21 protein-coding genes are annotated in these 26,057 nt (G+C 62.4%); 12 read left to right on the top strand and 9 right to left on the bottom strand.

Features of this window, described 5'->3' with window-relative positions:
- Positions 1-17: 17 nt before the first annotated feature.
- From fadA to HU736_RS09125, 5 genes are all read left to right on the top strand, one after another.
- Positions 18-1,193 (top strand): acetyl-CoA C-acyltransferase FadA, encoded by a 1,176-nt coding sequence (gene fadA / locus HU736_RS09145; protein WP_101321208.1) that lies wholly within the window; start codon positions 18-20, stop codon positions 1,191-1,193.
- Between the two features lie 77 nt (positions 1,194-1,270).
- Positions 1,271-1,522, top strand: coding sequence for a DUF1653 domain-containing protein (locus HU736_RS09140; RefSeq protein WP_103438027.1), 252 nt, complete (start codon positions 1,271-1,273; stop codon positions 1,520-1,522).
- A gap of 101 nt (positions 1,523-1,623) precedes the next feature.
- Complete coding sequence (gene topA / locus HU736_RS09135) at positions 1,624-4,236, top strand: type I DNA topoisomerase (protein ID WP_186699554.1); 2,613 nt, start codon at positions 1,624-1,626, stop codon at positions 4,234-4,236.
- Positions 4,237-4,409: 173 nt separating this feature from the next.
- The gene (locus tag HU736_RS09130) at positions 4,410-4,931 is read left to right on the top strand and encodes a DUF6586 family protein (RefSeq protein WP_186699552.1); all 522 of its coding nucleotides are present in this window, start codon (positions 4,410-4,412) and stop codon (positions 4,929-4,931) included.
- 50 nt (positions 4,932-4,981) lie between these two features.
- Positions 4,982-5,215 (top strand): hypothetical protein, encoded by a 234-nt coding sequence (locus HU736_RS09125; protein ID WP_101321200.1) that lies wholly within the window; start codon positions 4,982-4,984, stop codon positions 5,213-5,215.
- Between the two features lie 51 nt (positions 5,216-5,266).
- On the opposite strand, the gene sulA is transcribed toward HU736_RS09125, so the two are convergent.
- Together sulA and lexA are read right to left on the bottom strand one after the other, a co-directional pair.
- The gene (gene sulA / locus HU736_RS09120; RefSeq protein WP_103438024.1) at positions 5,267-5,746 is read right to left on the bottom strand and encodes an SOS-induced cell division inhibitor SulA; all 480 of its coding nucleotides are present in this window, start codon (positions 5,744-5,746) and stop codon (positions 5,267-5,269) included.
- 13 nt (positions 5,747-5,759) lie between these two features.
- Positions 5,760-6,368 carry a transcriptional repressor LexA gene (gene lexA, locus HU736_RS09115; protein WP_101321195.1) on the bottom strand — a complete coding sequence of 203 codons (609 nt, stop codon included), beginning with the start codon at positions 6,366-6,368 and terminating at the stop codon, positions 5,760-5,762.
- Between the two features lie 235 nt (positions 6,369-6,603).
- Between lexA and HU736_RS09110 the strand changes: the two genes are divergently transcribed.
- Together HU736_RS09110 and nagZ are read left to right on the top strand one after the other, a co-directional pair.
- Positions 6,604-7,317, top strand: coding sequence for a TetR/AcrR family transcriptional regulator (locus HU736_RS09110; RefSeq protein ID WP_101321193.1), 714 nt, complete (start codon positions 6,604-6,606; stop codon positions 7,315-7,317).
- An 81-nt stretch (positions 7,318-7,398) separates the two neighbouring features.
- Positions 7,399-8,397, top strand: a complete 999-nt coding sequence (gene nagZ, locus HU736_RS09105) for a beta-N-acetylhexosaminidase (protein ID WP_178080835.1) — start codon at positions 7,399-7,401, stop codon at positions 8,395-8,397.
- Positions 8,398-8,440: 43 nt separating this feature from the next.
- Here the strand turns inward: nagZ and HU736_RS09100 are convergent, their stop codons facing one another.
- Genes HU736_RS09100 through mfd form a run of 3 tightly spaced genes read right to left on the bottom strand, consistent with a single transcriptional unit; the run spans position 8,441 to position 15,777 of the window.
- Positions 8,441-11,740 (bottom strand): DEAD/DEAH box helicase, encoded by a 3,300-nt coding sequence (locus HU736_RS09100; protein WP_186699550.1) that lies wholly within the window; start codon positions 11,738-11,740, stop codon positions 8,441-8,443.
- Positions 11,741-11,744: 4 nt separating this feature from the next.
- Positions 11,745-12,317 carry a CsiV family protein gene (locus HU736_RS09095; RefSeq protein ID WP_103438022.1) on the bottom strand — a complete coding sequence of 191 codons (573 nt, stop codon included), beginning with the start codon at positions 12,315-12,317 and terminating at the stop codon, positions 11,745-11,747.
- A gap of 10 nt (positions 12,318-12,327) precedes the next feature.
- Positions 12,328-15,777 carry a transcription-repair coupling factor gene (gene mfd, locus HU736_RS09090; RefSeq protein ID WP_103438021.1) on the bottom strand — a complete coding sequence of 1,150 codons (3,450 nt, stop codon included), beginning with the start codon at positions 15,775-15,777 and terminating at the stop codon, positions 12,328-12,330.
- Positions 15,778-15,945: 168 nt separating this feature from the next.
- Here mfd and HU736_RS09085 point away from each other — a divergent pair, with 168 nt between their 5' ends.
- On the top strand, positions 15,946-17,409 hold the full coding sequence (locus tag HU736_RS09085; RefSeq protein ID WP_186699548.1) for a glyceraldehyde-3-phosphate dehydrogenase: 1,464 nt from the start codon (positions 15,946-15,948) through the stop codon (positions 17,407-17,409).
- A gap of 349 nt (positions 17,410-17,758) precedes the next feature.
- Positions 17,759-19,153 (top strand): Si-specific NAD(P)(+) transhydrogenase, encoded by a 1,395-nt coding sequence (sthA, locus tag HU736_RS09080; RefSeq protein WP_101321180.1) that lies wholly within the window; start codon positions 17,759-17,761, stop codon positions 19,151-19,153.
- Positions 19,154-19,201: 48 nt separating this feature from the next.
- On the opposite strand, the gene HU736_RS09075 is transcribed toward sthA, so the two are convergent.
- Both HU736_RS09075 and HU736_RS09070 read right to left on the bottom strand, forming a co-directional pair.
- Positions 19,202-19,918, bottom strand: a complete 717-nt coding sequence (locus tag HU736_RS09075; protein ID WP_103438019.1) for a glycerophosphodiester phosphodiesterase — start codon at positions 19,916-19,918, stop codon at positions 19,202-19,204.
- A gap of 31 nt (positions 19,919-19,949) precedes the next feature.
- Positions 19,950-20,534 carry a PilZ domain-containing protein gene (locus HU736_RS09070; RefSeq protein ID WP_101321176.1) on the bottom strand — a complete coding sequence of 195 codons (585 nt, stop codon included), beginning with the start codon at positions 20,532-20,534 and terminating at the stop codon, positions 19,950-19,952.
- A gap of 93 nt (positions 20,535-20,627) precedes the next feature.
- On the opposite strand from HU736_RS09070, the gene HU736_RS09065 reads away from it, so the two are divergent.
- The 3 genes from HU736_RS09065 to HU736_RS09055 all read left to right on the top strand — a co-directional run bounded on the left by HU736_RS09065 (position 20,628) and on the right by HU736_RS09055 (position 23,875).
- Positions 20,628-21,878, top strand: coding sequence for a lipoprotein-releasing ABC transporter permease subunit (locus HU736_RS09065; protein ID WP_101321174.1), 1,251 nt, complete (start codon positions 20,628-20,630; stop codon positions 21,876-21,878).
- Positions 21,879-21,885: 7 nt separating this feature from the next.
- Entirely contained in the window at positions 21,886-22,569 is a 684-nt protein-coding gene (gene lolD / locus HU736_RS09060) for a lipoprotein-releasing ABC transporter ATP-binding protein LolD (protein WP_178080783.1), read from the top strand.
- A 61-nt stretch (positions 22,570-22,630) separates the two neighbouring features.
- Positions 22,631-23,875 (top strand): lipoprotein-releasing ABC transporter permease subunit, encoded by a 1,245-nt coding sequence (locus HU736_RS09055; RefSeq protein ID WP_186699546.1) that lies wholly within the window; start codon positions 22,631-22,633, stop codon positions 23,873-23,875.
- Here HU736_RS09055 and HU736_RS09050 read toward each other — a convergent pair.
- Together HU736_RS09050 and HU736_RS09045 are read right to left on the bottom strand one after the other, a co-directional pair.
- Entirely contained in the window at positions 23,853-25,256 is a 1,404-nt protein-coding gene (locus HU736_RS09050; protein WP_202883894.1) for a heavy metal sensor histidine kinase, read from the bottom strand. The genes HU736_RS09055 and HU736_RS09050 overlap by 23 nt on opposite strands.
- Positions 25,253-25,933 (bottom strand): heavy metal response regulator transcription factor, encoded by a 681-nt coding sequence (locus tag HU736_RS09045; protein WP_103438017.1) that lies wholly within the window; start codon positions 25,931-25,933, stop codon positions 25,253-25,255. The genes HU736_RS09050 and HU736_RS09045 overlap by 4 nt, the downstream gene beginning before the upstream one ends.
- Positions 25,934-26,057: the final 124 nt, after the last annotated feature.

The raw sequence follows: 26,057 nt of genomic DNA, 5'->3' as shown, positions 1-26,057 counted from the left end.
AGAGCGAGAGTATTGATATGAGCCTGAATCCAAGAGACGTGGTGATTGTCGACTTCGGTCGGACCCCGATGGGTCGTTCCAAGGGTGGCATGCACCGCAACACCCGCGCCGAAGACATGTCGGCGCACCTGATCAGCAAGTTGCTCGAGCGCAACGACAAGGTCGACCCGAAAGAAGTCGAGGACGTGATCTGGGGCTGCGTCAACCAGACCCTGGAGCAGGGCTGGAACATTGCCCGCATGGCCTCGCTGATGACCCAGATTCCGCACACCTCGGCGGCGCAGACCGTCAGCCGCCTGTGCGGCTCGTCGATGAGCGCACTGCACACGGCTGCCCAGGCGATCATGACCGGCAACGGTGACGTATTCGTCATCGGCGGTGTCGAACACATGGGTCACGTCAGCATGATGCACGGTGTCGACCCCAACCCGCACATGTCCTTGCACGCTGCCAAGGCCTCCGGGATGATGGGCCTGACTGCAGAGATGCTCGGCAAAATGCACGGCATCAGCCGCGAACAACAGGATGCTTTCGCTGTGCGTTCGCACCAGTTGGCGCACAAGGCCACGGTCGAGGGCAAGTTCAAGGACGAGATCATCCCGATGCAGGGCTATGACGAGAACGGCTTCCTCAAGGTCTTTGACTTCGATGAAACCATTCGTCCGGAAACCACCCTAGAAGGCCTGGCCTCACTAAAGCCTGCGTTCAACCCCAAAGGTGGTACCGTCACTGCCGGTACCTCGTCGCAGATTACCGATGGCGCTTCGTGCATGATCGTCATGTCCGGTCAGCGCGCCATGGACCTGGGCATCCAGCCGCTGGCGGTGCTTCGCTCGATGGCGGTGGCCGGTGTCGACCCGGCGATCATGGGTTACGGCCCGGTGCCTTCGACGCAGAAAGCGCTCAAGCGTGCCGGCCTGAGCATGGCCGATATAGACTTCATCGAGCTCAACGAAGCCTTCGCTGCACAGGCCCTGCCGGTGCTGAAAGATTTGAAAGTGCTCGACAAGATGAATGAGAAGGTTAACCTGCACGGCGGCGCCATTGCCCTGGGTCATCCGTTTGGTTGCTCTGGTGCGCGAATTTCCGGCACCTTGCTCAACGTCATGAAGCAGAATGGCGGTACCCTCGGCGTCGCCACCATGTGTGTCGGCCTGGGCCAAGGCATCACCACTGTCTTCGAACGCGTCTGATCGCGGCGCAAGACAGCAGCCGGGGCCATGTGCCCCGGTTTTTGTTTTTTACAGGATTTATCACGAGGGTCAGCAACATGCACATACAGCCAGGCGTGTACCGGCATTACAAAGGGCCTGAGTATCGTGTGTTCGGCGCAGCCCGCCATTCTGAAAGCGAAGAGTGGATGGTGTTCTACCAATGCCTGTATGGTGATTACGGGCTGTGGGTGCGACCCCTGGCAATGTTTGTAGAATCGGTCGAAGTTGACGGCGAGCAGGTCCCGCGCTTTGCTCTGGTCACGGCCGAGGAGGGGCCTTTTGGCCCGTCCGAACAGGCCAGCGGTTAGTCGAGCGCGCTTGACCTGACCCTGTAGCCACTATATATAGCGGTGCCGCGTGCGGCACCTGACGCGATTTTTAATTTTCAGATTCAGGAATACACCGATCCATGGGCAAATCGCTGGTCATTGTGGAATCCCCGGCCAAGGCCAAGACCATCAACAAGTACCTGGGCAACCAGTACGTGGTGAAGTCGAGTATCGGCCACATCCGTGACCTTCCCACCAGCGGTTCGGCCAGCGCCAATAAGGAGCCGGCGGCCAAACGTGGCAAGGCAGCTGCGGCTGAGGCACCGGTACTGACGCCGAAAGAAAAGGCTCGCCGCCAGTTGGTCTCGCGCATGGGTGTCGATCCGGACGCTGGCTGGAAAGCCAAGTACGAGATCTTGCCCGGCAAGGAAAAGGTCATCGAAGAGCTGCGCCGCCTGGCCAAAGATGCCGACACCATCTATCTCGCGACCGACTTGGACCGCGAAGGGGAGGCAATCGCCTGGCACCTGCGTGAAGCCATCGGTGGTGATGACACCCGCTACAAGCGCGTGGTGTTCAACGAGATCACCAAAAAGGCCATCCAGGAGGCGTTCTCGCAGCCAGGTGAGCTGGACATCAACCGGGTCAACGCCCAGCAGGCGCGGCGCTTCCTCGACCGCGTGGTGGGCTATATGGTCTCGCCACTGCTGTGGTCGAAGATTGCCCGTGGCCTGTCTGCCGGCCGTGTGCAGTCGGTAGCGGTCAAGCTGGTGGTCGAGCGTGAGCGCGAGATTCGTGCGTTCAACCCTGAAGAGTACTGGGAAGTACACGCCGACCTCGGCACCGCCAAGGACGCCAAGGTCCGCTTTGAAGTAGCGCGCGAGAAGGGTGAAGCCTTCAAGCCGCTCAACGAAGCCCAGGCCATGGCTGCCCTGGATCAGCTCAAGTCGTCGAGCTACACCGTCGCCAAGCGTGAAGACCGGCCGACCAGCAGCAAGCCGTCGGCGCCGTTCATCACTTCGACCCTGCAGCAAGCGGCGAGCAATCGCCTCGGCTACGGCGTGAAGAAGACCATGATGATGGCCCAGCGTCTGTACGAAGCCGGCTACATCACTTACATGCGTACTGACTCGACCAACCTCTCGGCCGATGCCGTAGAAATGGCCCGCAGCTACATCGAGCGCGAGTTCGGCAAGCAGTACCTGCCGGAAGCGCCGATCGTCTACGGCAGCAAGGCCGGCGCACAGGAGGCGCACGAAGCGATTCGTCCGTCCGATGTGGCGACCCATCCAAGCAAGCTGACTGGCATGGAGCGCGATGCCGAGCGCCTGTACGAGCTGATCTGGCGCCAGTTCCTGGCCTGCCAGATGCCGCCCGCGCAGTACCTGTCGACCAGCGTCACGGTCAAGGCCGGTGACTTCGAGCTGCGCGCCAAGGGCCGCATCCTCAAGTTCGACGGTTATACCCGCGTCCTGCCGCAGCAGAGCAAGCCAGGCGAAGATGACGTGCTGCCTGACATGAGCCAGGGCGAAGTGCTCAAGTTGATCAAACTTGATCCAAGCCAGCACTTCACCAAACCGCCGGCACGCTTCACCGAAGCCAGCCTGGTCAAGGAAATGGAAAAACGCGGTATCGGTCGCCCGTCGACCTATGCAGCGATCATTTCCACCATCCAGGACCGCGGCTACGTCACCCTGCACAACCGCCGCTTCTACTCCGAGAAGATGGGCGACATCGTTACCGAGCGGTTGTCCGAGAGCTTCTCCGACCTGATGGACTACGGCTTCACCGCCGGCATGGAAGAGAACCTCGACGACGTCGCCCAGGGCGAACGTGACTGGAAAAACGTACTCGACGAGTTCTATGGCGATTTCAGCAAAAAGCTGCAAACCGCTGAGTCTGCCGAGAACGGCATGCGCGCCAACCAGCCGACCATGACCAACATCGCCTGTAAGGAATGTGGCCGGCCGATGATGATTCGTACCGCCTCTACCGGCGTGTTCCTCGGCTGCTCGGGTTACACCCTGCCGCCGAAAGAGCGCTGCAAGGCGACCGTCAATCTGGTCCCCGGCGACGAAATTGCGGCCGACGACGAGGGGGAGTCCGAATCGCGCGTGCTGCTCGGCAAGCACCGTTGCCCGATCTGCGCCACGGCGATGGACGCCTACCTGCTGGACGAGAAGCACAAGCTGCACATCTGCGGTAACAACCCGGATTGCGTTGGCTACGAAATCGAGCAGGGCAGCTACCGGATCAAGGGCTACGAAGGCCCGAGCCTTGAGTGTGACAAGTGTGGCAGCGAGATGCAGCTCAAGACCGGCCGTTTCGGCAAGTTCTTCGGTTGCACCAACCCGGCCTGCAAAAATACTCGCAAGCTGCTCAAGAACGGCGAAGCAGCGCCACCGAAGATGGACAAGGTGGAAATGCCGGAGCTCAAGTGCGAGAAGGTCGACGACACTTACGTGCTGCGTGACGGTGCCTCGGGCTTGTTCCTGGCGGCCAGCCAGTTCCCGAAAAACCGCGAAACTCGCGCGCCATTGGTGAAAGAAATCATCCCGCACAAGGATGAGATCGATCCCAAGTACCACTTCCTCTGTGAAGCGCCTGCCAAGGATCCGGACGGCCGCCCGACCGTGATCCGCTACAGCCGCAAGACCAAGGAGCAGTACGTGCAGTCCGAAGTTGACGGCAAGCCGACCGGTTGGAAGGCGTTCTACGACGGCAAGGCCTGGAAGGTCGAAGACAAGCGCTGATCCGGCGCCGCAGCACCTGCGCGGGGCAAGCCCGCTGTTGTGTCCTCAGGGTGAGGCGCAGCAGCAGGCTTGCCCCGCGCTGCTTTTGCGCTTGCGGCTTTTGTGCTTGCGAGAGTGCCCGGCGATAGCTGAAACTTGCTGATCGCCACGCTGCCCTCAGGAGGCCAACCGCCATGGCCCAGGAACTCTATACCCGCACCAACCAGAAACTGTTCTTCGCCGGCCTCGCGCTGGAGTCCATGGCCAAGGCTGAGCAAAGCCAGGCCATGAACGCCCAGGGGCTGGTGCAGGCCGAGCGCGAAGCGGTGCAGTTTCACCTGTACGGTGCGCTGCTTGGGTTATGTCACGAAATCGCCGGCTTCTACCGCCTGCCTCAGGCGGGCGCTGCTCGCGCTGAACAGCTACTGGACGCCGAAGTGCTGGCCGGCATTGCCATCCCGGAGTTGGCCGAGCTCATCGAACTGGCAGACAGTCGACAAACCTGGCTGGCGCAGATGTTGACCGCTTATGCAGATTTGTTCCGACCACCTGTCGCGAAAAAAACTGCTAAAACTGACGTCACCCAGCCGTTGATTCAGGCCATCAACCTCGACGAGCCCGAGCAGCCTGCGCTTTCGCGCGCAGAGCTCGAGCAGTGGCGGAGCAATTTGAAAGACCTGGCCAGGCGCTTTCGTGACGCGTTGAGTGAGTGCTGAGCAGGCACTTGGCTGGTACAATGTTCCCCTTTCGTGGAGAACAGCCTTTTATGTCGACGTCCTTTCTTGAAATTGTAGAGTTGCCTGATGGCCGGATCGAGCTGCGTCGCGCCGAAGATGAAGGCTCATTGGTAACCCTGGATTTCTCCGAGGACGCCAAGGTGTTTTTGCAGGGTCAACACGTCGAAGTGGCCAAGGCCATGCTCAGCGTCGGCGTGCAGATGGCTGGCAAGCTGGTGGAAGGCGAGTTGGAGCGTGACGAAGGGCCGCGCGTTCTGCACTGAGTAGTGCCAGACCCCTATACGATCACGATGAGAACAGGCGAAGCCTGAACATCAGCCGAGGCGGATGTTCAGGCTTTGTGCGTTTCCGACCGTGGCGGCGCGGATCAACTGCTGACGCAGGGTGACATTGAGGCTACCCAGCCAGCTGACTACGGTATGGCTGTGGCCCATGCGCAGGGCTTCGCAGGTGAGCTGCAAGGCGCTTTTGTTGCTGCTGGGGTGCAGCAGCAGAATGCGCTCGCGGTTAAGCCCGGCATCGCGCAGCCAGGCCTGGGTCAGGCTGGTCGGCGGGGCGATCAGCGTCAGCCAGCGCGCATCCACTTCTTCGCTCAGGTCGCGCAGTACCGGCGCCAGCAGGCTTTGGCAATGTCCCGGCGTACCGCGCAGGGACAGTTCGCTGAACCGCTCGGGGTCGCTGTTTTTTTGCCGTGCCTGGGCGCTGGCCTTGAGGCCAGGCAACACCGGTTCGGCCAGAAACGCTTCGAATAATGGCAACTGAATTGACTGCGGTACGTGGATTGCTTGCTGCATGACGCCTCCTGGATCAGCGACGAATGACGCCGACGCTCAAGCCCTCGATCACCAAGTCCTGTTGCTTGAGGTCGACTTCGATCGGGGCAAATTCGGGGTTCTCGGCCATCAACCAGACCTTGTTGCCTTCACGCTTGAAGCGCTTGACGGTGACTTCGTCGCCAATGCGCGCGACCACGATCTGGCCATTGCGTGCTTCGCGGCAGGTATGCACGGCCAGCAGGTCGCCGTCGAAGATACCGACGTCCTTCATGCTCATGCCGTGTACGCGCAGCAAGTAGTCAGCGGGCGGGTGAAAGAAAGTCGGGTTGATGTTGCACGACTGCTCGATATGCTGTTCAGCCAGGATCGGCGCACCGGCAGCGACGCGGCCAATGATCGGCAAACCGCTCTCTTCGGCCTTGGCTTCGTGGCCAGGGATGCGGATACCGCGGGATGCGCCCGGGGTCATCTCGATGGCGCCTTTGCGCGCCAGGGCCTTGAGGTGTTCTTCAGCGGCGTTGGGCGACTTGAAGCCCAGCTCCTGGGCGATCTCCGCGCGGGTCGGCGGATAGCCGTTGTCGTCGAGGCAGCGTTTGATGAAAGCCAGGATTTCGGCTTGGCGTGGCGTCAGTTTCAACATGGCGATCGCTCTGTCTTTTTATACAGTGACTGGGATTATATACAGTAGAAGGCTGGCTGCAAGCATCTTGCCGCAGAAGATGCTCGGGCTGACGCACGGCGTGGCCTGAAGCTCTGTACGCGAGGCTGTGTTTTAATGGCGACCGGTGAGTCAGCCAACCTTGACAGATAGAAGCCTGAAACGTATGTTTCAAACAACTGTTTGTCAGGCCCCCACCCCGGAGTAGCGAGTAGTCATGGCCCAATCGGAAACCGTTGAACGCATTCTCGATGCTGCCGAGCAGCTATTCGCGGAAAGGGGGTTCGCGGAAACCTCGTTGCGCCTGATCACCAGCAAGGCTGGCGTCAACCTCGCAGCGGTGAACTACCACTTCGGCTCGAAAAAGGCGCTGATCCAGGCGGTCTTCTCGCGCTTCCTCGGGCCGTTCTGCGCAAGCCTTGAGCGTGAACTCGAGCGTCGCCAGGGCCGCCCGGAACTCAAGCCGAGCCTTGAAGAACTGCTGGAGATGCTCGTTGAGCAAGCGCTGGTGGTGCAGCCGCGCAGCAATAATGATCTGTCGATCTTCATGCGCCTGCTCGGCCTGGCGTTCAGCCAGAGCCAGGGCCACCTGCGCCGCTACCTTGAAGACATGTACGGCAAGGTGTTCCGCCGCTACATGCTGCTGGTCAATGATGCCGCGCCGCGAATCCCGCCGATCGAGCTGTTCTGGCGGGTGCACTTCATGCTTGGCGCGGCGGCGTTCAGCATGTCCGGGATCAAGGCCTTGCGCGCTATCGCCGAAACCGACTTCGGTATCAACACCTCGATCGAGCAGGTCATGCGCCTGATGGTGCCGTTCCTCGCAGCCGGTATGCGTGCCGACAGCGGCGTCACCGACCAGGCCATGGCTGCCGCGCAACTGCGCCCGCGCAGCAAGACCAGCCCTGCTGGCACGCCTGCCAAAGCCTGAGCCGGCACTGGCGCGCGGGCACAGGCTTCGCAGATAATTCACCGCACGACATTCCCTGAAGGACTTTTCATGACTGCCAGCCTGCAAGGCTCCCTGATGATCGACATCGCCGGTACCTGGCTGACTGCCGAGGACCGGCAGTTGCTGCGCCAGCCTGAAGTAGCTGGCCTGATCATCTTCGCCCGCAATATCGACAGCCCGCGTCAGGTGCGAGAGTTGTGTGCGTCGATTCGGGCGATCCGGCCTGACCTGATTCTGGCTGTCGATCAGGAGGGCGGGCGCGTGCAGCGCTTGCGTCAGGGCTTTGTGCGCCTGCCGGCCATGCGCGCGATAGCCGACAACCGCAATGCCGAGTACCTGGCCGAGCAATGTGGCTGGTTGATGGCCACTGAAGTGCTGGCGGTCGGTCTGGACCTGAGCTTTGCGCCGGTGCTCGACCTTGATCATCAGCGCAGCGCAGTGGTTGGCAGCCGCGCCTTCGAAGGCGATCCGGAGCGGGCCACGCAACTGGCCGGCGCGTTCATCCGCGGCATGAACTCAGCCGGCATGGCTGCGTGCGGCAAACACTTCCCGGGGCATGGTTGGGCCGAGGCCGACTCGCACGTGGCCATCCCCACCGACGAGCGCAGCCTCGAGCAGTTGCGCCAGGCTGACCTGGTGCCGTTCACCCGTCTGCGCGGTCAGTTGGCTGCGGTCATGCCCGCGCATGTGATCTACCCGCAGATCGACAATCAGCCTGCTGGCTTTTCGCGTCGCTGGTTGCAGGACATTCTGCGTGGCGAGCTGGGCTTTACCGGGGTTATCTTCAGTGACGACCTGTCGATGGCCGGTGCGCATGTGGTCGGCGATGCCGCCAACCGGATCGAAGCGGCTTTGAGCGCCGGCTGTGACATGGGCCTGGTGTGTAATGACCGCGCCGCGGCAGAGCTGGCTTTGAGTGCAGCGCAGCGGCTCAAGGTCAAGCCTTCGCCACGGGTTGCCGGCATGCGCGGGCAGGGTTTTGCCAGCACCGATTATCGCCAGCAGCCACGCTGGCTGGAGGCGCTTGGCGCTTTGAAAGAAGCACAGTTGATCGACTGAACAAATGCCGAGCTGACCTAGGTGACAGGTCAGCCCGGCTCACCTAACGGCTGCGCTTGCCCGGCAGCGGCGCGAACAGCGCTTCAATCTCTTCATCACCCAGACGCCACTGGCCGCTCTGGCCGCCATCGAGCAGGCCGGCGGCGAGTGCTGCCTTCTCTTGCTGCAGCAACTGAATCTTCTCTTCGACGGTGCCGCGAGTGATCAGCTTGTAGACGAACACTGGTTTGTCCTGGCCAATCCGGTAGGCACGGTCGGTCGCCTGGTTTTCGCTTGCCGGGTTCCACCATGGGTCATAGTGGATCACCGTATCCGCAGCGGTCAGGTTGAGCCCGGTGCCGCCGGCCTTGAGGCTGATCAGGAACACTTCGCTGTCACCCTGCTGGAACTGCTGCACCGGTGCGCGCCGATCTCGAGTGTCGCCGGTCAGCAGGCTGTAGCGGATGTCGCGCTTGATCAGCTCCTGCTCGATCAGTGCCAGCATCGAGGTGAACTGGGAAAACAACAGGACCCGGCGGCCTTCGCTGAGCAACTCTTCGAGCATCTGCAGCAGGCTGCCCAGCTTGCCCTTGTCGGCTTGATTACCCTTGCTCTCGACACTCTTGACCAGGCGCAGGTCGCAGCACACCTGGCGCAGCTTCAGCAGGGCGTCGAGAATCACGATCTGGCTGCGCGCTGCGCCGTTACGGGCAAGTTCGTCGCGGACCTTCTTGTCCATCGCCACCCGCACCGCCTCGTAGGTGTCGCGCTGGGCGTCGCTGAGCTCGACCCAGTGCACCATCTCGGTCTTGGCTGGCAGCTCCTTGGCCACCTGCTCTTTGGTACGACGCAGCAGGAACGGGCGAATGCGCCCAGCCAGGTGGGCCAGGCGGTCCTGATCGCCGTGGCGCTCGATGGGGGTGCGGTATTCCTGATTGAAGCGTTTGCTGTCGCCCAGCCAGCCGGGCATGAGGAAGTGAAACAGCGACCACAGCTCGCCGAGGTTGTTTTCCATCGGCGTACCGGTCAGGCACAGGCGCTGGCCTGCCTGCAGCTCGCAGACGGCGACGGCGGCCTTGCTGGTACTGGTCTTGATGTTCTGCGCTTCATCCAGCACCAGCGTGTGCCAGTGCTGCCCGCGCAGCTGCTCTATATCGCGCGGCACCAGCGCGTAGGTGGTCAGGACCAGGTCGTATTGGTCAAGGCTGGCGAAGTGCTTGCTGCGCGCCGGCCCATGCAGGGCCAGCACGCGCAGGTCGGGGGCAAAGCGCTGGGCTTCGTCGATCCAGTTGGGGATCAAGCTGGTCGGCATCACCGCCAAGGCTGGCTGCAACAGGCGACCATGTTGTTTCTCCAGCAGCAGATGGGCGAGGGTCTGCAGAGTCTTGCCCAGGCCCATGTCGTCGCCCAGAATCCCGCCCGTGCCGATCTCGCGCAACGCCTGTAGCCAGTTCAGGCCCTGCTGCTGATACGGGCGCAGGGTGGCGTTGAGCGCGAGCGGCGGCTCGACCTGGATATCCCGTGCATCGCGCAGGCGCCGGCCGAGGCCGCGCACGTGCTCGCCGCCTTCCCACAGCAGCGGCATGTGTTCCATGTCGCTCAGGCGCGCAGCATCGGCGCGGTCCAGGCGCAGCGCCGGGCCGCCTGCGTGTTCGTGCAGATACAGCTCGCCCAGCGTCGCCATCACGACCTTGATCCGGCCATAGGGCAGGGCGACGCGCAGCGGCGGGCTATCGAGGCGGCCGCGGTTGAGGTCCAGCAGCAAGTGCTCATCGTCACCGCGCCGGGCCAGTTCGCTGGGGCGCAGCATTTCCGGATTGCTGCGCAGCAGTTGCAGCACGATTGGCAGCAGGCTGTGACGTTGGCCATCGACAACGATGCCCAGCTCAAGATCGAACCATTCATGCCCCGGCGCTTCGTCGACGCTGGCGTACCAGTCTTCGACCTCCTGCAAGTTGAAGGCAAAGTCGCGGTGCACATCGATGTGCCAGCCGGCCTCACGCAGTCGCGGCAAGCCGTCGCGGGCAAATGTCAGCCACGCTTCGTCGTCGGCAAGCTGATGCATGTCGCCGGCACTGTCGGGCAACGCTTTGCTTTGCCGGGTGGCCAGCTTGAAGCCCAGCTCGCGCAGGGTCTTGCGCATGGCTTGCTCGGCCTGTGGCTGACGACGGATGCGCTGGCTGGTGGCGCCAACCAGGCGGGTCAGGGGCTTGTCGTCGTTGCCGATTGCCAGCACGCCGTCGTAGTCGAACGCCAGCGCGGCGCGGTGTTGCATCTGCCGCTGCATGCGCCCGGTCTTGGGCGTGTAAGCGCTGAACTCGAGACTGCCCAGGGTCAGGCGCGGGGTCGGCTGGATATCTTCGAGCAGTTGCTGCTTGACCTCGGTCGGGGTCGGCACTTGATGGTTGAGGGCGTTGAGCTTGTGACTCAGCGGCACTACCAGATGCTCGGGTACCGGTGGTGCCAGTGACAGTTGCAGGGCTATATGCGGGGCGAGTGAATGGCTGACACGGCCAATTTCACCGGCGCGTACATCCAGCCAGAACAGCGGCGCCAGTGCCAGCACGAACAGCTTCTCCTCGCCGCTGAACCAGCTGCCGCAATAGGTGGCGTCGCTCTGGCGCACCCAGCGGAACTCGGCCTCGCGCTCCGGGCCCTGGCGCAGCAGTGGCCGGTCGTCGCTGTACAGGACGCGGCCGGTGTCCAGTGCGCGCTGCAGCAATTCGCCGCCTTCCTGGCCTTTGAGTGCGTAGCCGCGGTCCTGGCCGTAAGGGATGTTCTGTCCATTCAACTGGCGCAGGATGCGCAGGTCTTCAGCTGTGACGAAGCGTGGCGTGTCATACAAAAAGTCATACAGCGACTGCACCCGGCTGAAGCGCAGGCCACGCTCATCGTCGGTGCCTTTGCGCACGCGCAGGCTGCAGCTGCGGTCTTCATGGAGCACCAGCTGATAGCAGACCATCCGCCCGCGTTTGTCATCTGCGCCGAGGCTGACTGTGGCCGGTTGCTGCATCCCTTGCAGCCAGTGCTGTAAATGATGGGGCAGGGCGTCGCTTTCAGCCGGCGCGCTGCTGTCGAGCAGGGCGAACAGCACCGCAGCACAGTGCTTGCAGTTCTCTCTGACCGGGCATGAACAGTGGCCGCGCACATGGCACTGGCCAGCTGCCGCAGTGATGAAAATGCGCTGGGTATAGATGCCGCTGCCGCTGCCGCGACAGGTGGCTTCGATCCGCCTGTCGTCATGGTCGAGGATCTGTACCCGGTCTTCTTCGGCGTAGCGCTGGCCGCGTTGCAAAACCGCAGCGGAGAAGGCGCGTTTCCAGCTGATGTTGCTGCGCACCAGGGCGACTGCGTCGGAGGTCACGGTGTCACTGCTCCATCATCTCCGGAGTCATCTCCGGCAGTTTGCGCGCGCCGACGGGTGCGACCTTGAGCAGAAGTGCCAGGTGGCCACCGTCGAGGAAGGTCAGCTGGCCGCTTTTCATGTTGCGATTGCTCTGCTGGAAGTGCTCGCTGCGCAGCACGTTACCGTTGCCATCGAGCTGGTTGACCCAGAAGCTCGCCTGCACAGCGATGAAGCGGCCGTCGGCCAGGCTCAGGTTGCCCTCGATCGGGAAGTGACCGAACTGCTCCTCGCCAGCGCCCAGAGCAATGCTGCTGGGCTCGCTGCCGAGCTGTTGCTGCCAGGCCTTGTGCAGCAGCACGGTGTAGCTCGGCGTGGCCTCCAGGCGGGTCGCTTCGTCGGTCAGCACCGGTGGCCGTTCGGCTTCCTTGCTCAGGCGCGGCGCGCCGGCGCGCCAGTCTTCCGGGGCGAACTGGCTGGTCACCGCCGGTACATCGTTTTGCCGCACCAGCAGCATTTCCACCTGATACAAGCCATCAGCAAACGCCGTCGGCGCACACAGCGTCAACAGCAAGGTCAGGCAACGAATGGCACGCATGTAACTTCCTTCAAGCAGGCTGTGGGGTGAGGCGCTCGAACAGCGCCTCCACTGTATTGAAGCGTTCTTCCGGGCGTTCCATCGGCACCAGGAAGCGGAACTGGGTAGCGCCTTCGAACTTGTAGCGTTTGGGCTGGCCCTGGATCAGCTTGATCAGGGTCAGCGGGTCGACCGGGGTCTCGGCTTCGAATTCGATCTTGCCGCCGTTGGGGCCGCCGTCGACTTTCTTGATGCCGAGTTTTTCTGCCTGCAGCTTGAGCAGGGTGATGCGGATCAGGTTCTTGGTCGGCTCCGGCAACAGGCCGAAGCGGTCGATCATCTCGACCTGCAGGTCCTTTAGGCCTTCTTCGTCGGCCGCCGAAGCGATGCGCTTGTACAGGATCAGCCGCGCATGCACATCGGGCAGGTAGTCTTCCGGGATCAACGCCGGCAGGCGCAGGTTGATTTCCGGGCCGCCGCCAAGTGGTTGTTCCAGGTTTGGCTGATTGCCCTTGCGGATCGCCTTGACTGCGCGTTCGAGCATCTCCATGTACAGAGTGAAGCCGACCGCCTGTATCTGGCCGCTCTGGCCATCGCCAAGCAACTCGCCGGCGCCGCGGATTTCCAGGTCGTTGGTGGCCAGCACGAAGCCGGCACCGAGGTCCTGGGTATTGGCAATCGCCTCCAGACGTTTTTCGGCGTCGCTGCTGACCTTCTGCCGGGCAGGGGTGAGCAGGTAGGCATAGGCCTGGTGGTGGCTACGGCCAACCCGGCCGCGCAGCTGGTGCAACTGGGCCAGGCCAAACTTGTCGGCGCGCTCGATGACGATGGTGTTGGCACTGGGCACGTCGATACCGGTTTCGATGATGGTCGAGGCGATCAGCACGTTGAAGCGCTTGTGATAGAAGTCGCTCATGACCTGTTCCAGCTCGCGCTCGCGCATCTGCCCGTGGCCGATGCCGATGCGCGCTTCAGGTACCAGTTCGGCGAGGTCGGCGGCGCACTTCTCGATGGTCTTGACGTCGTTGTGCAGGTAATACACCTGGCCGCCACGCAGCAGTTCGCGCAGTAAAGCTTCCTTCACCGTGCTGTTGTTCTGCTCCATGACGAAGGTGCGCACCGACAACCGGCGCGCCGGCGGGGTGGCGATGATCGACAGGTCGCGCATGCCGGCCACGGCCATGTTCAGGGTGCGCGGGATCGGCGTGGCGGTCAGGGTGAGGATGTCGACTTCGCTGCGCAGGGCCTTGAGCTGCTCTTTTTGCCGCACGCCAAAGCGGTGCTCTTCGTCGATCACTACCAGACCGAGGTCTTTGAAGCGCACGTCATCCTGCAGCAGCTTGTGCGTGCCGATCAGGATGTCGATCTTGCCCTCGGCCAGATTGGCGGCGGCAGCGGCGATATCCTTGGCCGACTTGAAGCGGCTCATCACCTCGACGGTTACCGGCCAGTCGGCAAAGCGGTCGCGGAAGCTGTTGTAGTGCTGCTGGGCGAGCAGGGTGGTCGGTACCAGCACGGCCACCTGGCGGCCGCTGTGCACGGCGATGAATGCCGCGCGCATGGCCACTTCGGTCTTGCCGAAGCCGACGTCGCCGCAGACCAGACGGTCCATCGGCTTGGCAGCGAGCATGTCCTCGCGCACCGCGTCGATGGCGTTCTGCTGGTCGGGTGTTTCCTCGAACGGGAAGCCGGCGCTGAAGGTGGCGTAATCGGCTGCAGGGTCGGCAAAGGCATAGCCCTTGCGTGCGGCGCGACGGGCATAGATGTCGAGCAGTTCGGCAGCCACGTCGCGGACCTGCTCGGCAGCCTTGCGCTTGGCCTTCTGCCAGGTTTCCGAGCCGAGCCGGTGCAGCGGCGCCAGGGCGTCATCGCTGCCGGTGTAGCGGGCGATCAGGTGCAGGTTGGCGACCGGCACGTACAGCTTGGCGTTCTCGGCGTACTCAAGGGTGAGGAATTCGGCGGCCTGGCCGTCGATTTCCAGTGTGGCCAGGCCCAGATAGCGGCCGACCCCGTGATCGATATGCACCACCGGTGCGCCTTCGCGCAGTTCGGTGAGGTTTTTGATCACCGCATCGTTGGCCGCCTCGCCGCGCTTCTCGCGGCGTCGGCGCTGCATCACGCGCTGGCCGAACAACGGGCTTTCGGCGATCAATGCCAGTGCCGGGTCGTCCAGCAGCAGGCCGTAGTCGAGCGGCGCGATGGTGATCGCCAGGCGCTCTTTGCCGGTGATGAAATCGGTCCAGCCGTCAACGGTCTGCGGGCGCAGCTTGAGCCGCTCGAGCAGCTCCAGCAGCACTTCGCGGCGGCCGGCAGATTCGGCAGTGAACAGCACCCGGCCCGGGAACTGCTCAAGAAACGTCGACAGCGCCGCCAGCGGTTGATTGGCCTTGGCTTCGATGGCCAGGTTGGGCAGCTCGCGCGCCGGGAAGCTCTGCCGGCCAGCGCCGGGTTCGAGGTCGTCACTGCTGACCACCACGCGCGGCCACTGTTTGAGGCGGGCGAAGCAGTCTTCCACTGGCATGAATAGTTCAGCCGGCGGCAGCAGTGGTCGGGTCAGGTCGCCGCGGCGGTCTTCATAACGCCCGCGCACGTCGTTCCAGAAATGCTCGGCAGCCTGCTCGACGCCGGGCATCGAGAACACCTGGGTGTCAGCTGGAAGGTAGTCGAACAGCGTCGCGGTTTCTTCAAAGAACAGCGGCAGGTAGTACTCGATGCCGGCGGGGATGATCCCGCTGGCGAGGTCCTGGAAGATCGCGCTGCGGCGAAAATCCACGTCGAAGCGCTCGCGGAAACGTGCCTTGAAGCGGGTGACTTCTTCCTTCTGCATCGGGAATTCGCGTGCCGGCAGCAGGCGTACCGATTCGACCTTGTCGATCGAGCGCTGGGTCTCTGGATCGAAGGTGCGCAGGGTCTCGATTTCGTTGTCGAACAGGTCGATCCGAAACGGCAGTTTGCTACCCATCGGGAACAGGTCGATCAGCGCGCCGCGCACGGCAAATTCGCCATGCTCGTAGACCGTGTCGACGCAGCGATAGCCGCTGGCTTCGAGGCGGCTGCGCATCTGCTCGACATCAATGGTCTGGCCGATGTCGAGGACCAGGCTGCTGCCGAGCAGAAAGCGCGTTGGCGCCAGGCGGTGCAGGGCGGTGGTGATCGGCACCACGAGAATGCCGTGGTCCAGTTCCGGCAGCCGGTACAGGCTGGCGATACGCTGCGAGATGATGTCCTGGTGCGGCGAGAACAGATCGTATGGCAGGGTTTCCCAGTCGGGGAACGGCAGCACCGGCAGGTCCGGGGCAAAGAAGCGCAGCTCCTGCTCGAGACGGTCGGCGGCCTGGCTGTCGGCGGTCAGCAGCAGGGTGAAGCGCCGGGCGCCACTGGCGGCCTCGGCGATGGCCAGGCTGAGGGCGGCACCGGGCAAGTTGCCCCAGGTTTGTTTGCCGGCCTGGGCCGACAATTGCGGTAAGCGCAGAACTGACACGGGAGAATGCACTCCAAGCGTTGCGGCAAAGAGGTCGATTGTACCGACGCCGGTGCCAGCTGTCAGGCTCGCGAGGGCTCAAGCAGCGGTGTGCAGCGTTAACGACAGGCGCTCATTGCTCGATACGCCGTGGGGCGTCATAATGTAGCCCCTTTTTTCTACCCCTACATGTGGAAGGTTCCCGTGACTCAGAAGCCCGACCAGTGTCTTGGTGAGTGGATTGATCGTGAAGCTTTGGCTGAAGCCATGATCCCGCTTATCGGTCAGCTCTACCGCAACAACAATGTGGTGAGCTCGATCTATGGCCGTAGTCTGATCAACCGTTCGGTGATCTCGATCCTCAAGGCGCACCGCTTTGCGCGTCATCGTCAGACCGACGAGACCGAACTGTCTGTCCACGAGACGTTCCCTTTGCTCAAGGCGATGAGCGAGCTGAAACTGGGCGCCGCTTCGGTCGACCTGGGCAAGCTGGCCAACAAGTTCAAGCTTGAAGGCAATGGCCGCAGCGCCGAGCAGTTCGTCCGCGAAGAACTGGCCGACGTGGTTGGTCAGCAAAACGTTTCGGCGCGCAAGGGCACCGACGTTGTGCTGTACGGCTTCGGTCGCATCGGCCGTCTGCTGGCACGCATCCTGATCGAAAAAACCGGTGGTGGCGACGGCCTGCGTCTGCGCGCCATCGTTGTCCGCAAGGGTGCTGAAAACGACCTGGTCAAACGCGCCAGCCTGCTGCGTCGTGACTCGGTGCACGGCCCGTTCGATGGCACCATCACCATCGACGAAGCCAACAACACCATCACCGCCAACGGCAACCTGATCCAGGTTATCTACGCCAAGAGCCCGAGCGAAGTCGACTACACCCAGTACGGCATCAAAGATGCGCTGATCGTCGACAACACCGGTGTATGGCGTGACGCCGACGGCCTCGGCCAGCACCTGGCATGCCCAGGCGCTTCCCGCGTAATCCTCACCGCACCTGGCAAAGGCGCGCTGAAGAACATCGTGCACGGCATCAACCACGGTGAAATCAGCGCCGATGACAAGATCATCTCCGCGGCTTCCTGCACCACCAACGCCATCGTGCCGGTGCTCAAGGCAGTCAACGACAAGTTCGGCATCATCAATGGCCACGTCGAAACCGTTCACTCGTTCACCAACGACCAGAACCTGATCGACAACTTCCACAAGGGCAGCCGTCGTGGCCGCGCCGCGCCGCTGAACATGGTCATCACCGAAACCGGTGCCGCCACCGCTGCTGCAAAGGCGCTGCCTGTGCTCAAGGGCAAACTGACCGGCAACGCGATCCGTGTACCGACGCCGAACGTGTCCATGGCCATCCTCAACCTGAACCTCGAAAACGGCACCAGCCGCGAAGAGATCAACGAGTACCTGCGCCAGGTCGCCATGCACTCCGAGCTGCACAAGCAGATCGACTACGTCAACTCGCAGGAAGTGGTTTCGACCGACTTCGTTGGCTCGCGCCACGCCGGTGTGGTTGATGCCGAAGCGACCATCTGCAACGAAAACCGTGTTGTCCTGTACGTCTGGTACGACAACGAATTCGGTTACAGCTGCCAGGTAGTGCGCGTGATGGAAGACATGGCCGGGGTCAACCCGCCAGCCTTCCCGCGCTGATCCGCCGATAGCGTTGTATTGCTGATTTTGGGGCTGCTTTGCAGCCCTTCGCGGGCAAGCCCGCTCCCACAGGATTGGCCTATCTGTGGGAGCGGGTTCACCCGCGAAGGGCCGCAGAGCGGCCCCAATTGGCTTAACTGATCGGCATTTGAAAGGCAATGGCCGGCTAGCGCAGGCTTGCCTTGCACGATATGTAGTGAAGGCAAAATTCGCCTACGACGCGACCAAGGGTTAATGTGCGCGGCGTTGACGCTTGATTAGACTGCACCCGAATTTTTCCATGGCGCCGCGGCGACATGATCGCGCCCCGCGGCCAACCGGCCGGCGGGCCAGTTTTGAAGGAGTACGCATGGCTGTCTACAACTACGACGTAGTGGTGCTGGGTTCCGGCCCGGCCGGAGAAGGTGCGGCAATGAACGCCGCCAAAGCAGGGCGCAAGGTGGCGATGGTCGATAGCCGTCGCCAGGTTGGCGGCAACTGCACCCACCTGGGCACCATCCCGTCCAAGGCACTGCGTCACTCGGTGCGGCAGATCATGCAGTTCAACACCAACCCGATGTTCCGTGCCATTGGCGAGCCGCGCTGGTTCTCGTTCCCGGACGTGCTCAAGAGCGCCGAGAAGGTGATCTCCAAGCAAGTCGCTTCGCGCACCGGTTACTACGCCCGTAACCGCGTCGATGTATTTGTCGGTACCGGCAGCTTTGCCGACGAGCAAACGGTCGAAGTGGTCTGCGCCAATGGCGTGGTCGAAAAGCTGGTGGCCAAGCACATCATCATCGCCACCGGTTCGCGCCCGTACCGCCCGGCTGATATCGACTTCAACCACCCGCGTGTATATGACAGCGACACCATCCTCAGCCTCAGCCACACCCCGCGCAAACTGATTGTCTACGGTGCTGGCGTGATCGGCTGCGAGTACGCCTCGATCTTCAGTGGCCTGGGTGTACTGGTCGAGCTGGTCGACAACCGTGGGCAGCTGCTGAGCTTCCTCGATTCGGAAATCTCCCAGGCACTGAGCTACCACTTCAGCAACAACAACATCACCGTGCGTCATAACGAGGACTACGAGCGGGTCGAAGGCCTCGACAACGGCGTGATCCTGCATTTGAAATCGGGCAAGAAGATCAAGGCCGACGCCTTGCTCTGGTGCAACGGCCGTACCGGCAACACCGACAAGCTGGGCCTGGAAAACATCGGCATCAAGGTCAACAGCCGTGGTCAGATCGAAGTCGACGAAGCCTACCGCAGCACCGTGCCGAACATTTATGGCGCCGGTGACGTGATCGGCTGGCCGAGCCTGGCCAGTGCCGCCCACGACCAGGGCCGCTCGGCAGCGGGCAGCATTGTCGACAATGGCAGCTGGCGCTTCGTCAACGACGTGCCGACCGGGATCTACACCATTCCCGAGATCAGCTCGATCGGCAAAAACGAGCAGGAACTGACCCAGGCCAAGGTGCCGTACGAAGTCGGCAAGGCATTCTTCAAGAGCATGGCGCGTGCGCAGATCGCCGGTGAGCCGCAAGGCATGCTGAAGATCCTGTTCCATCGCGAGACCTTGCAGATCCTTGGCGTACACTGCTTTGGTTACCAGGCTTCGGAGATCGTGCACATCGGCCAGGCGATCATGGATCAGCCGGGTGAGCGCAATACCCTGAAGTACTTCGTCAACACCACCTTCAACTACCCGACCATGGCCGAAGCCTATCGCGTAGCGGCCTACGACGGCCTCAACCGGCTTTTTTGAGCGGCTCCGACCGGTGGCCTGAGCCGGTCGGGGAGCTCGGTTTCAATCCTACCCAAGGGTGGTCTTGGCCAAACCGGGAAAGTCTGTAATCAGGCTGTCAGCGCCAAAGTCGGCGAGTCGGCGCATCAGCGCCGGCTCGTTGACCGTCCATACCGACACGTGCAAACCCTGGCGCTGTGCCTTGATCAGGCGCTCGGGGGTGCATAGCGTCCAGTTCAGGGCGAGCATCTGGCAGTTGTAGTTCTGCGCGACCTTCAGTGGGTCGAGCCAGGCATATTCTGCTACCAGCCCACGCGACACATCCGGCACCAGCTCAACCGCAGCGCTGAGCACTTCGCGCGAGCTTGAGGTGATGGTGACCTTGTCGAGCAGGCCATATTGCTGCGCCAGCTCACGGATGGCCAGCACGGTACTGGCGGCGCGAGTGCGCGAAGCGCTTTTGACCTCAAGCTGCCAGTGCTCGAATGCGCATTTCTCGAACAGCTCTTCAAGCCGTGGAATAGGGCAGGGCTGTACATGGCCGGGGCCGCCGGCACGGGCGTCATAGGTGTTCAGGTCAGCTGCGCTGTGTTCGACTACCTTGCCGCGGCGGCCGGTGGTGCGCTTGAGCGTTGGGTCGTGGATCACCATCAGCTGGTTGTCGGCCGACAGGTGCAGGTCCAGTTCACAGCGATTGACGCCGTGCTCCAGGCACTGACGGAAGCTGGTCAGGGTGTTTTCAGGTGCTTCGCCCTTGGCGCCGCGATGGCCGTAGATCAGGGTCACGTTCGTTCCTTCAAATCAATAAGAGCGGAGCTCAGGAGGCGGGGTCGTTCTGTTCCAGCGCCTGCCGACGTTGCTGTTGCTGGCGCTGCAGGATATACCGCGCCAACAACTGGCGCTGGGCGTCGGTCATGTCGGTGAATTCGGTGCCGACTTCATAGTCGCCGCCGGGGCGGGCGTCGCAGTGGGTAACCCGGCCGCGCAGCAGCAAACCATGGGCGCGGGGCATCAACACCATCTTGACCTTGACTCGGGTGCCGGCGGCGATCGCGCTGGTCTGGCTGAACTCGATGCCGCCCTCGGAGAGGATCACCCGATGTGGTGCGCCGATCTCGCCAAGCAGGCTGTGCGCGACCACTGCGCTGAGCAGGTCGAGGCGTTTGTTCTGGGCCCGTAAAAACGCTGCCAGGGTGCGGTCCTTGTCGCTCAACTGGCGCAGCAGATGTTGCGATTCGAAGTCGGACAGATGCAGTTCGCTGAGCAGGTTGAACAGCGGCGAATCATCCTGCAACAGTTCTGGCTCCAGGGCCTCAGCCGCGCTAAGCGGGGTGATTTCCAGTGCGATCCTGTCTTCGATGCGGTAGTATTCGCGGCGATCTTCATCGTCTATTGTCGTCATGGCGAACCCAAGGTTACGGCGGTGGTCCGAGTGTAAAGCCGCCGTAGGCGCCTCGCCACAAGGACGTTCCCTTTCATCCGAACAAGCCCCGACATGTTCAGACCTCTTTTCGTATTTATTGGTACTCGCTACACCCGTGCCAAACGCCGCAACCATTTCGTCTCGTTCATTTCCCTGACCTCGATGATCGGCCTCGCCCTGGGCGTGGTGGTGATGATCGTGGTGCTCTCGGTGATGAATGGCTTTGACCACGAGATGCGTACCCGCGTGCTTGGCATGATCCCTCACGCCACGCTTGAGAGCGGCCAGCCGATCAATGATTGGCCTGCCCTTGCTCAACAAGTAAAGCAGAATCCACAAGTCGTGGCGGTCGCGCCCTTCACCCAGATGCAGGGTCTGCTGACCTTCGATGGCAAGGTCAGCAAGGTGCTGCTCAACGGTATTGATCCTGCGCGTGAGCGGGAGGTGTCGATCATCGACAACTTTATCCGCGAAGGCAGCATCGACAAGCTGGCGCCCGGCGAGTGGGGCATCATGATCGGCGACAAGGCCGCGGCCAAACTGGGCGTCAAAGTCGGTGACAAACTGACCTTCGTGGCACCAGAGGTAAGCGTCACGCCGGCGGGCATGTTCCCGCGCATGAAGCGCTTCACCGTGGTCGGCACTTTTCATGTCGGTGCGGGCGAGATCGACGGCTTCCTGGGCTTGACCAACATTGCCGACCTGTCGCGCCTGCACCGCTGGAAAGCGGATCAGGTGCAGGGCCTGCGGCTGAAATTCGACGACCTGTTCGAAGCCCCGCGCGTGGCCTGGAGCATCGCCCAGCAGTTGGGCGAGCAGGAGTTCTACTCGCGTGACTGGACCCGCACCCACGGCAACCTGTATCAGGCCATCCGCATGGAGAAGGCGATGATTGGTCTGCTCCTGCTGCTGATCGTGGCGGTGGCGGCGTTCAACATCATTTCTACCCTGGTGATGGTGGTCAATGACAAGCGCGGCGACATCGCCATTCTGCGCACCCTGGGCGCTACGCCCGGGCAGATCATGGCCATCTTCATGGTCCAGGGTACGGTGATCGGCGTGGTCGGCACCTTGATTGGTGCGGTAGTCGGCATTCTCGCTGCGCTCAATGTCAGCGCGGCGATTGCCGGCATCGAGAAGCTGATCGGGCACAAGTTCCTCAACGCCGATGTGTACTTCATCGACTACCTGCCTTCGCAGATCATCGCCCAGGACGTGTGGATGGTCTGCGGCGCGGCATTGATCCTGAGTTTCCTCGCCACCCTGTATCCGGCCTGGCGTGCGGCGCGCACCCAGCCTGCAGAGGCGCTACGTTATGAGTGAGTCGCGCATGAGTGATAAAGCCGTTCTGAGTTGCCGCAACCTGGGCAAGTCCTACGACGAGGGCCCGGAGTCGGTGCAGGTGCTGGCCAATCTGCAGCTTGAACTGCTGCCGGGTGAGCGGGTGGCGATTGTCGGCAGCTCCGGTTCCGGCAAGAGTACCTTGCTCAACTTGCTGGGCGGCCTCGACACGCCGAGCCAGGGCAGCGTGTGGCTGGCTGGCGAAGAGTTGTCGGCACTGGGCGAGCGCGCCCGTGGCCTGCTGCGCAACCGAGCGCTGGGCTTCGTGTATCAGTTTCACCACCTGCTGGCCGAGTTCACGGCGCTGGAAAACGTGTGCATGCCGCTGCTGATCGGGCGCACGCCGATCCCGGAAGCGCGCGAGCGTGCCGAGGCCTTGCTCAAGCGGGTTGGCCTCGGCCATCGCCTGAGCCACAAACCGGCCGAGCTGTCCGGTGGTGAGCGCCAGCGTGTGGCGATCGCCCGCGCTCTGGTCAATCGGCCGGGGCTGGTGATGCTCGATGAGCCGACCGGCAACCTCGACCATCACACTGCGCAGGGCATTCAGGAACTGATGCAAGAGCTTTCCAGCTCATCGCGCACTGCGTTCCTGGTGGTGACCCACGACCTGAGCCTGGCGCGGCAGATGGATCGCGTGCTCAAGCTGGAAGATGGCCACCTGGTGGCGATCTGAGTCGACTGCCCGGGGTGGAATGATCCACCCCGCAACTTTTGTTCATTGGGTGTTCTCGTACATGTTCAGACCCTTGCCCTTGTTCATCGGTGCTCGCTACACCCGTGCCAAGCGCCGCAATCACTTCATCTCGTTCATCTCGATGACTTCGATGATCGGCTTGTCCCTGGGCGTGCTGGCCATGATCGTGGTGCTGTCGGTGATGAACGGCTTCCAGCGCGAAATGAGCTCACGCATTCTTGGCCTGGTGCCGCATGCGAGCATCCTTGGCGTGCAGCCGCTGAGCGACTGGCGCAGCGTGGCTGACGCAGCGCTGAAGAACCCGGCAGTGGTCGCTGCGGCGCCGGTCACCGAAATGGAAGGCATGCTCTCGTACAAAGGTGCGATGCAGCCGATTCAGGTCAGCGGGATCGAGCCGGCCGAAGAGGGCAAGGTGTCGATCGTCGGCCAGCATATCGTCCAGGGCGCTTTGCAGGATCTGGTCCCGGGTGAATACGGGGTGGTGATCGGCGAGCTGACGGCGCGGCGCTTCCGGCTCAACACCGGTGACAAGCTGACTTTGATCGTGCCGGAAATCAGCAAGGCCCCGGGTGGTATCACGCCACGCATGCAGCGCCTGACCGTGGTCGGCATCTTCAAGGTTGGTGCCGAGCTGGATGGCTCGCAGGCTTATATCAACGTGGCCGACGCCGCCGAGATGCAGCGCTGGGCGCCGGGCAGCGTGCAGGGCGTGCGGCTCAAATTGCAGGACTTGTACGCGGCGCCGCAGGTGTCCAAGGCCATTGCCGGGCAGTTGGGCGATGCCTATCACGCCGATGACTGGTCGCACACCCAGGGCAGCCTGTTCAGCGCCATGAAGATGGAAAAGACCATGATCGGCTTGCTGCTGATGATGATCATCGCGGTGGCGGCGTTCAATATCATCGCCACCTTGGTGATGGTGGTGAACGACAAGGGCGCGGATATCGCCATCCTGCGCACCATTGGCGCCACGCCGATGCAGATCATGGGCACGTTCATGGTTCAGGGCAGCTTGATCGGTGTGGTCGGCACGCTGATTGGCGGGGTGCTGGGGGTAATTGCGGCGATCAACGTGAGTCAGATCGTTGGCTGGCTGGAGCGGGTCAGCGGCCAGCACATCTTCACCTCCGATGTGTATTTCATCAGCAGCTTGCCCTCGCAGTTGCAGTGGGGGGATGTGCTGATGATCTGTACGGCGGGCTTGGTGATGAGCTTCCTGGCGACCGTGTATCCGGCTTACCGGGCTTCGCAGATCGAGCCGGCTATGGCGTTGCGTTACGAGTGAGACCGGCGCTGGTATCTTTGGGGCCGCTGTGCGGCCCCTTGCCGAAATCAATCACAAACCGCGTCCATCCTGCTTCGCACTCCACCTGAATCCCGCCACCATGGGCGAGGACGATCGAACGGGTAATTGCCAGGCCCAGCCCGGCGTGCTCAGCGCCTCCTTCGGCCCGTGCCGAATCCCCGCGGTAGAATCGATCAAACAAGCGCTGCGCAGCCGCTGCTTCAATCGCCGCACCGGTATTGGCGACCGTAACTTGGCCTCCAGCTTGTAAACCCACCTTCACCACGCCACCTGCTCCAGCAAACCGCAGCGCATTTTCCAGCAAGTTGGAAAACGCCCGCCGCAACATCTGCCGATCGCCCTCGATCACCAGCTCACCTTCGCGGAGCAGGGTCACTCCAGCGTCCTCAGCCAGTGGCGCGTAATACTCCAGCAGTGCATCCACTTCCGAGGCAAGGTCCAGCACCTGCTGTTCAGGCACCAGCAGGCCGTGCTCAGCCTTGGCCAGGTAGAGCATGTCGTTGACCAGCTGCGCCATCCATTGCAGCTCCTCCAGGTTGCCATGCAAGGCCTCGCGGTATTCGTCCAGGCTGCGTGGGCGGGTTAGCGTCACCTGAGTGTGGGTCAGCAGGTTCGACAACGGCGTGCGCAGTTCATGGGCGATGTCTGCGGAGAACGCCGACAGCCGTTGAAACGCATCGTCCAGCCGCTGCAGCATGGCATTCATGCTTTCTGCCAGCTGAGCCAACTCCTCGGGCATCTGCGCCACTGGCAGGCGTGTGGTCAGCGAACGAGCGTTGACGCTCGCCGCCACCGCGCCGATCTGGCGCAACGGGCGCAAGCCGCGGCGTACCGCCCAGGCGCCGAGCAATGCCGTGGCTAGTGCCGACAGGCCCACCGTTAGCCAGATCAAGCGCTGCATGCTCTGCAAGAAATGTTGGTGATGGGTGATGTCGAGCAACACGGTCAGTTGCGGTGACTGTGGATCATGCTCGATCAATGGCGCCGACAAGCCGCGATAGTCGACGCCGCCGGCCTGCAGTGTCTTCAGTTGTGCAGACTGGTTGGCATCGGGCAAACCTTGCCGGCTTTCGAACCAGGCTTGGCCCGTGCCGCTGCTGATGCGCAGTGCGACATCGGTCTGGAGGTTGAATTGGCTCCGTAGCTCGGGGAGCCTGTCGACCACCTGCTGCCGTGTCTGGAGACCGGTAAGTTGCTCGCGTAACTGCGTCAGGCGAGTGTCGAGCAGTTGCTCATCCAACTCGATGAAATGCTGCTCGCTGGCTTGGGTGAAGAGCACGCCGGCGCCAAGCGAAACCGCCGCGGTACAGGCAGCAAACAGCAGAGCGAGGCGGCTGCCGAGGGATATCCGGCGCATCAGTCCTGGCGCTCTTCGAGTACATAACCCATGCCACGCACCGTGTGTATCAGCTTGCTGGCGTGACCGTCGTCGATCTTCAGCCGCAGCCTGCGGATGGCCACTTCGATGACGTTGGTGTCGCTGTCGAAGTTCATGTCCCATACCTGCGAGGCAATCAACGACTTGGGCAGCACCTCGCCCTGGCGGCGCAATAGCAATTCCAGCAGGGCGAACTCCTTGGCGGTAAGGTCGACGCGTTGGCCGGCACGCTCGGCGCGGCGGCGGATCAAGTCCAGGCGCAGGTCCGCCAAGGCCAGGGTGGTGTCCTGCACCCCGGCGGCGCCTCGGCGCAGCAAGCTGCGCACGCGGGCCAGCAGCTCGGAGAAGGCGAACGGCTTGACCAGATAGTCGTCTGCGCCCAGTTCCAGGCCATGCACGCGGTCCTCCACGGCGTCGCGGGCGGTGAGGAACAATACTGGGGTGGCGAGCCCTGCCTGGCGTACCGCCTGCAGAATCTCCCAACCGCTGCGGCCTGGCAGCATCACATCAAGAATCAGCAGTGCATGATCGCCGGTCAGCGCCAGGTGCAGCCCGGTTTCGCCGTCGGCGCTGAGCTCGCAGGCAAAGCCGGCCTCGGTGAGGCCTTGTTGCAGGTATTGGCCAGTCTTGACCTGGTCTTCGACGATCAGCAGTTTCATCAGGTTTTTGCGTCGGTCAGGGAGTAGTGGAAATGATACGTGACGAACCCGCTCTCAAGCCAAGCTGACAAAGTTGTAATCTTGCGGTCAGCCAGTTGCCAGCTGCGCCAGCGCAGAGTGGCAC

The organism is Pseudomonas shirazensis, assembly GCF_014268785.2.
In the GTDB taxonomy this organism is placed as follows: domain Bacteria; phylum Pseudomonadota; class Gammaproteobacteria; order Pseudomonadales; family Pseudomonadaceae; genus Aquipseudomonas; species Aquipseudomonas shirazensis.
The sequence above is the reverse complement of the archived record's forward strand: the minus strand, read 5'-3'. Positions and strand labels throughout refer to the sequence as shown.

Excerpts from the sequence above, each read along its gene's own strand:
- topA (WP_186699554.1), top strand. The coding sequence starts at position 1,624 with ATGGGCAAATCGCTGGTCATTGTGGAATCCCCGGCCAAGGCCAAGACC.
- HU736_RS09065 (WP_101321174.1), top strand. The coding sequence starts at position 20,628 with ATGTTCAGACCTCTTTTCGTATTTATTGGTACTCGCTACACCCGTGCC.
- HU736_RS09070 (WP_101321176.1), bottom strand. The coding sequence starts at position 20,534 with ATGACGACAATAGACGATGAAGATCGCCGCGAATACTACCGCATCGAA.
- HU736_RS09045 (WP_103438017.1), bottom strand. The coding sequence starts at position 25,933 with ATGAAACTGCTGATCGTCGAAGACCAGGTCAAGACTGGCCAATACCTG.
- lolD (WP_178080783.1), top strand. The coding sequence starts at position 21,886 with ATGAGTGATAAAGCCGTTCTGAGTTGCCGCAACCTGGGCAAGTCCTAC.
- sulA (WP_103438024.1), bottom strand. The coding sequence starts at position 5,746 with ATGCAGCAAGCAATCCACGTACCGCAGTCAATTCAGTTGCCATTATTC.
- HU736_RS09140 (WP_103438027.1), top strand. The coding sequence starts at position 1,271 with ATGCACATACAGCCAGGCGTGTACCGGCATTACAAAGGGCCTGAGTAT.
- HU736_RS09055 (WP_186699546.1), top strand. The coding sequence starts at position 22,631 with ATGTTCAGACCCTTGCCCTTGTTCATCGGTGCTCGCTACACCCGTGCC.
- fadA (WP_101321208.1), top strand. The coding sequence starts at position 18 with ATGAGCCTGAATCCAAGAGACGTGGTGATTGTCGACTTCGGTCGGACC.
- HU736_RS09130 (WP_186699552.1), top strand. The coding sequence starts at position 4,410 with ATGGCCCAGGAACTCTATACCCGCACCAACCAGAAACTGTTCTTCGCC.
- lexA (WP_101321195.1), bottom strand. The coding sequence starts at position 6,368 with ATGTTGAAACTGACGCCACGCCAAGCCGAAATCCTGGCTTTCATCAAA.
- HU736_RS09095 (WP_103438022.1), bottom strand. The coding sequence starts at position 12,317 with ATGCGTGCCATTCGTTGCCTGACCTTGCTGTTGACGCTGTGTGCGCCG.
- HU736_RS09110 (WP_101321193.1), top strand. The coding sequence starts at position 6,604 with ATGGCCCAATCGGAAACCGTTGAACGCATTCTCGATGCTGCCGAGCAG.
- sthA (WP_101321180.1), top strand. The coding sequence starts at position 17,759 with ATGGCTGTCTACAACTACGACGTAGTGGTGCTGGGTTCCGGCCCGGCC.
- HU736_RS09125 (WP_101321200.1), top strand. The coding sequence starts at position 4,982 with ATGTCGACGTCCTTTCTTGAAATTGTAGAGTTGCCTGATGGCCGGATC.
- HU736_RS09085 (WP_186699548.1), top strand. The coding sequence starts at position 15,946 with ATGTGGAAGGTTCCCGTGACTCAGAAGCCCGACCAGTGTCTTGGTGAG.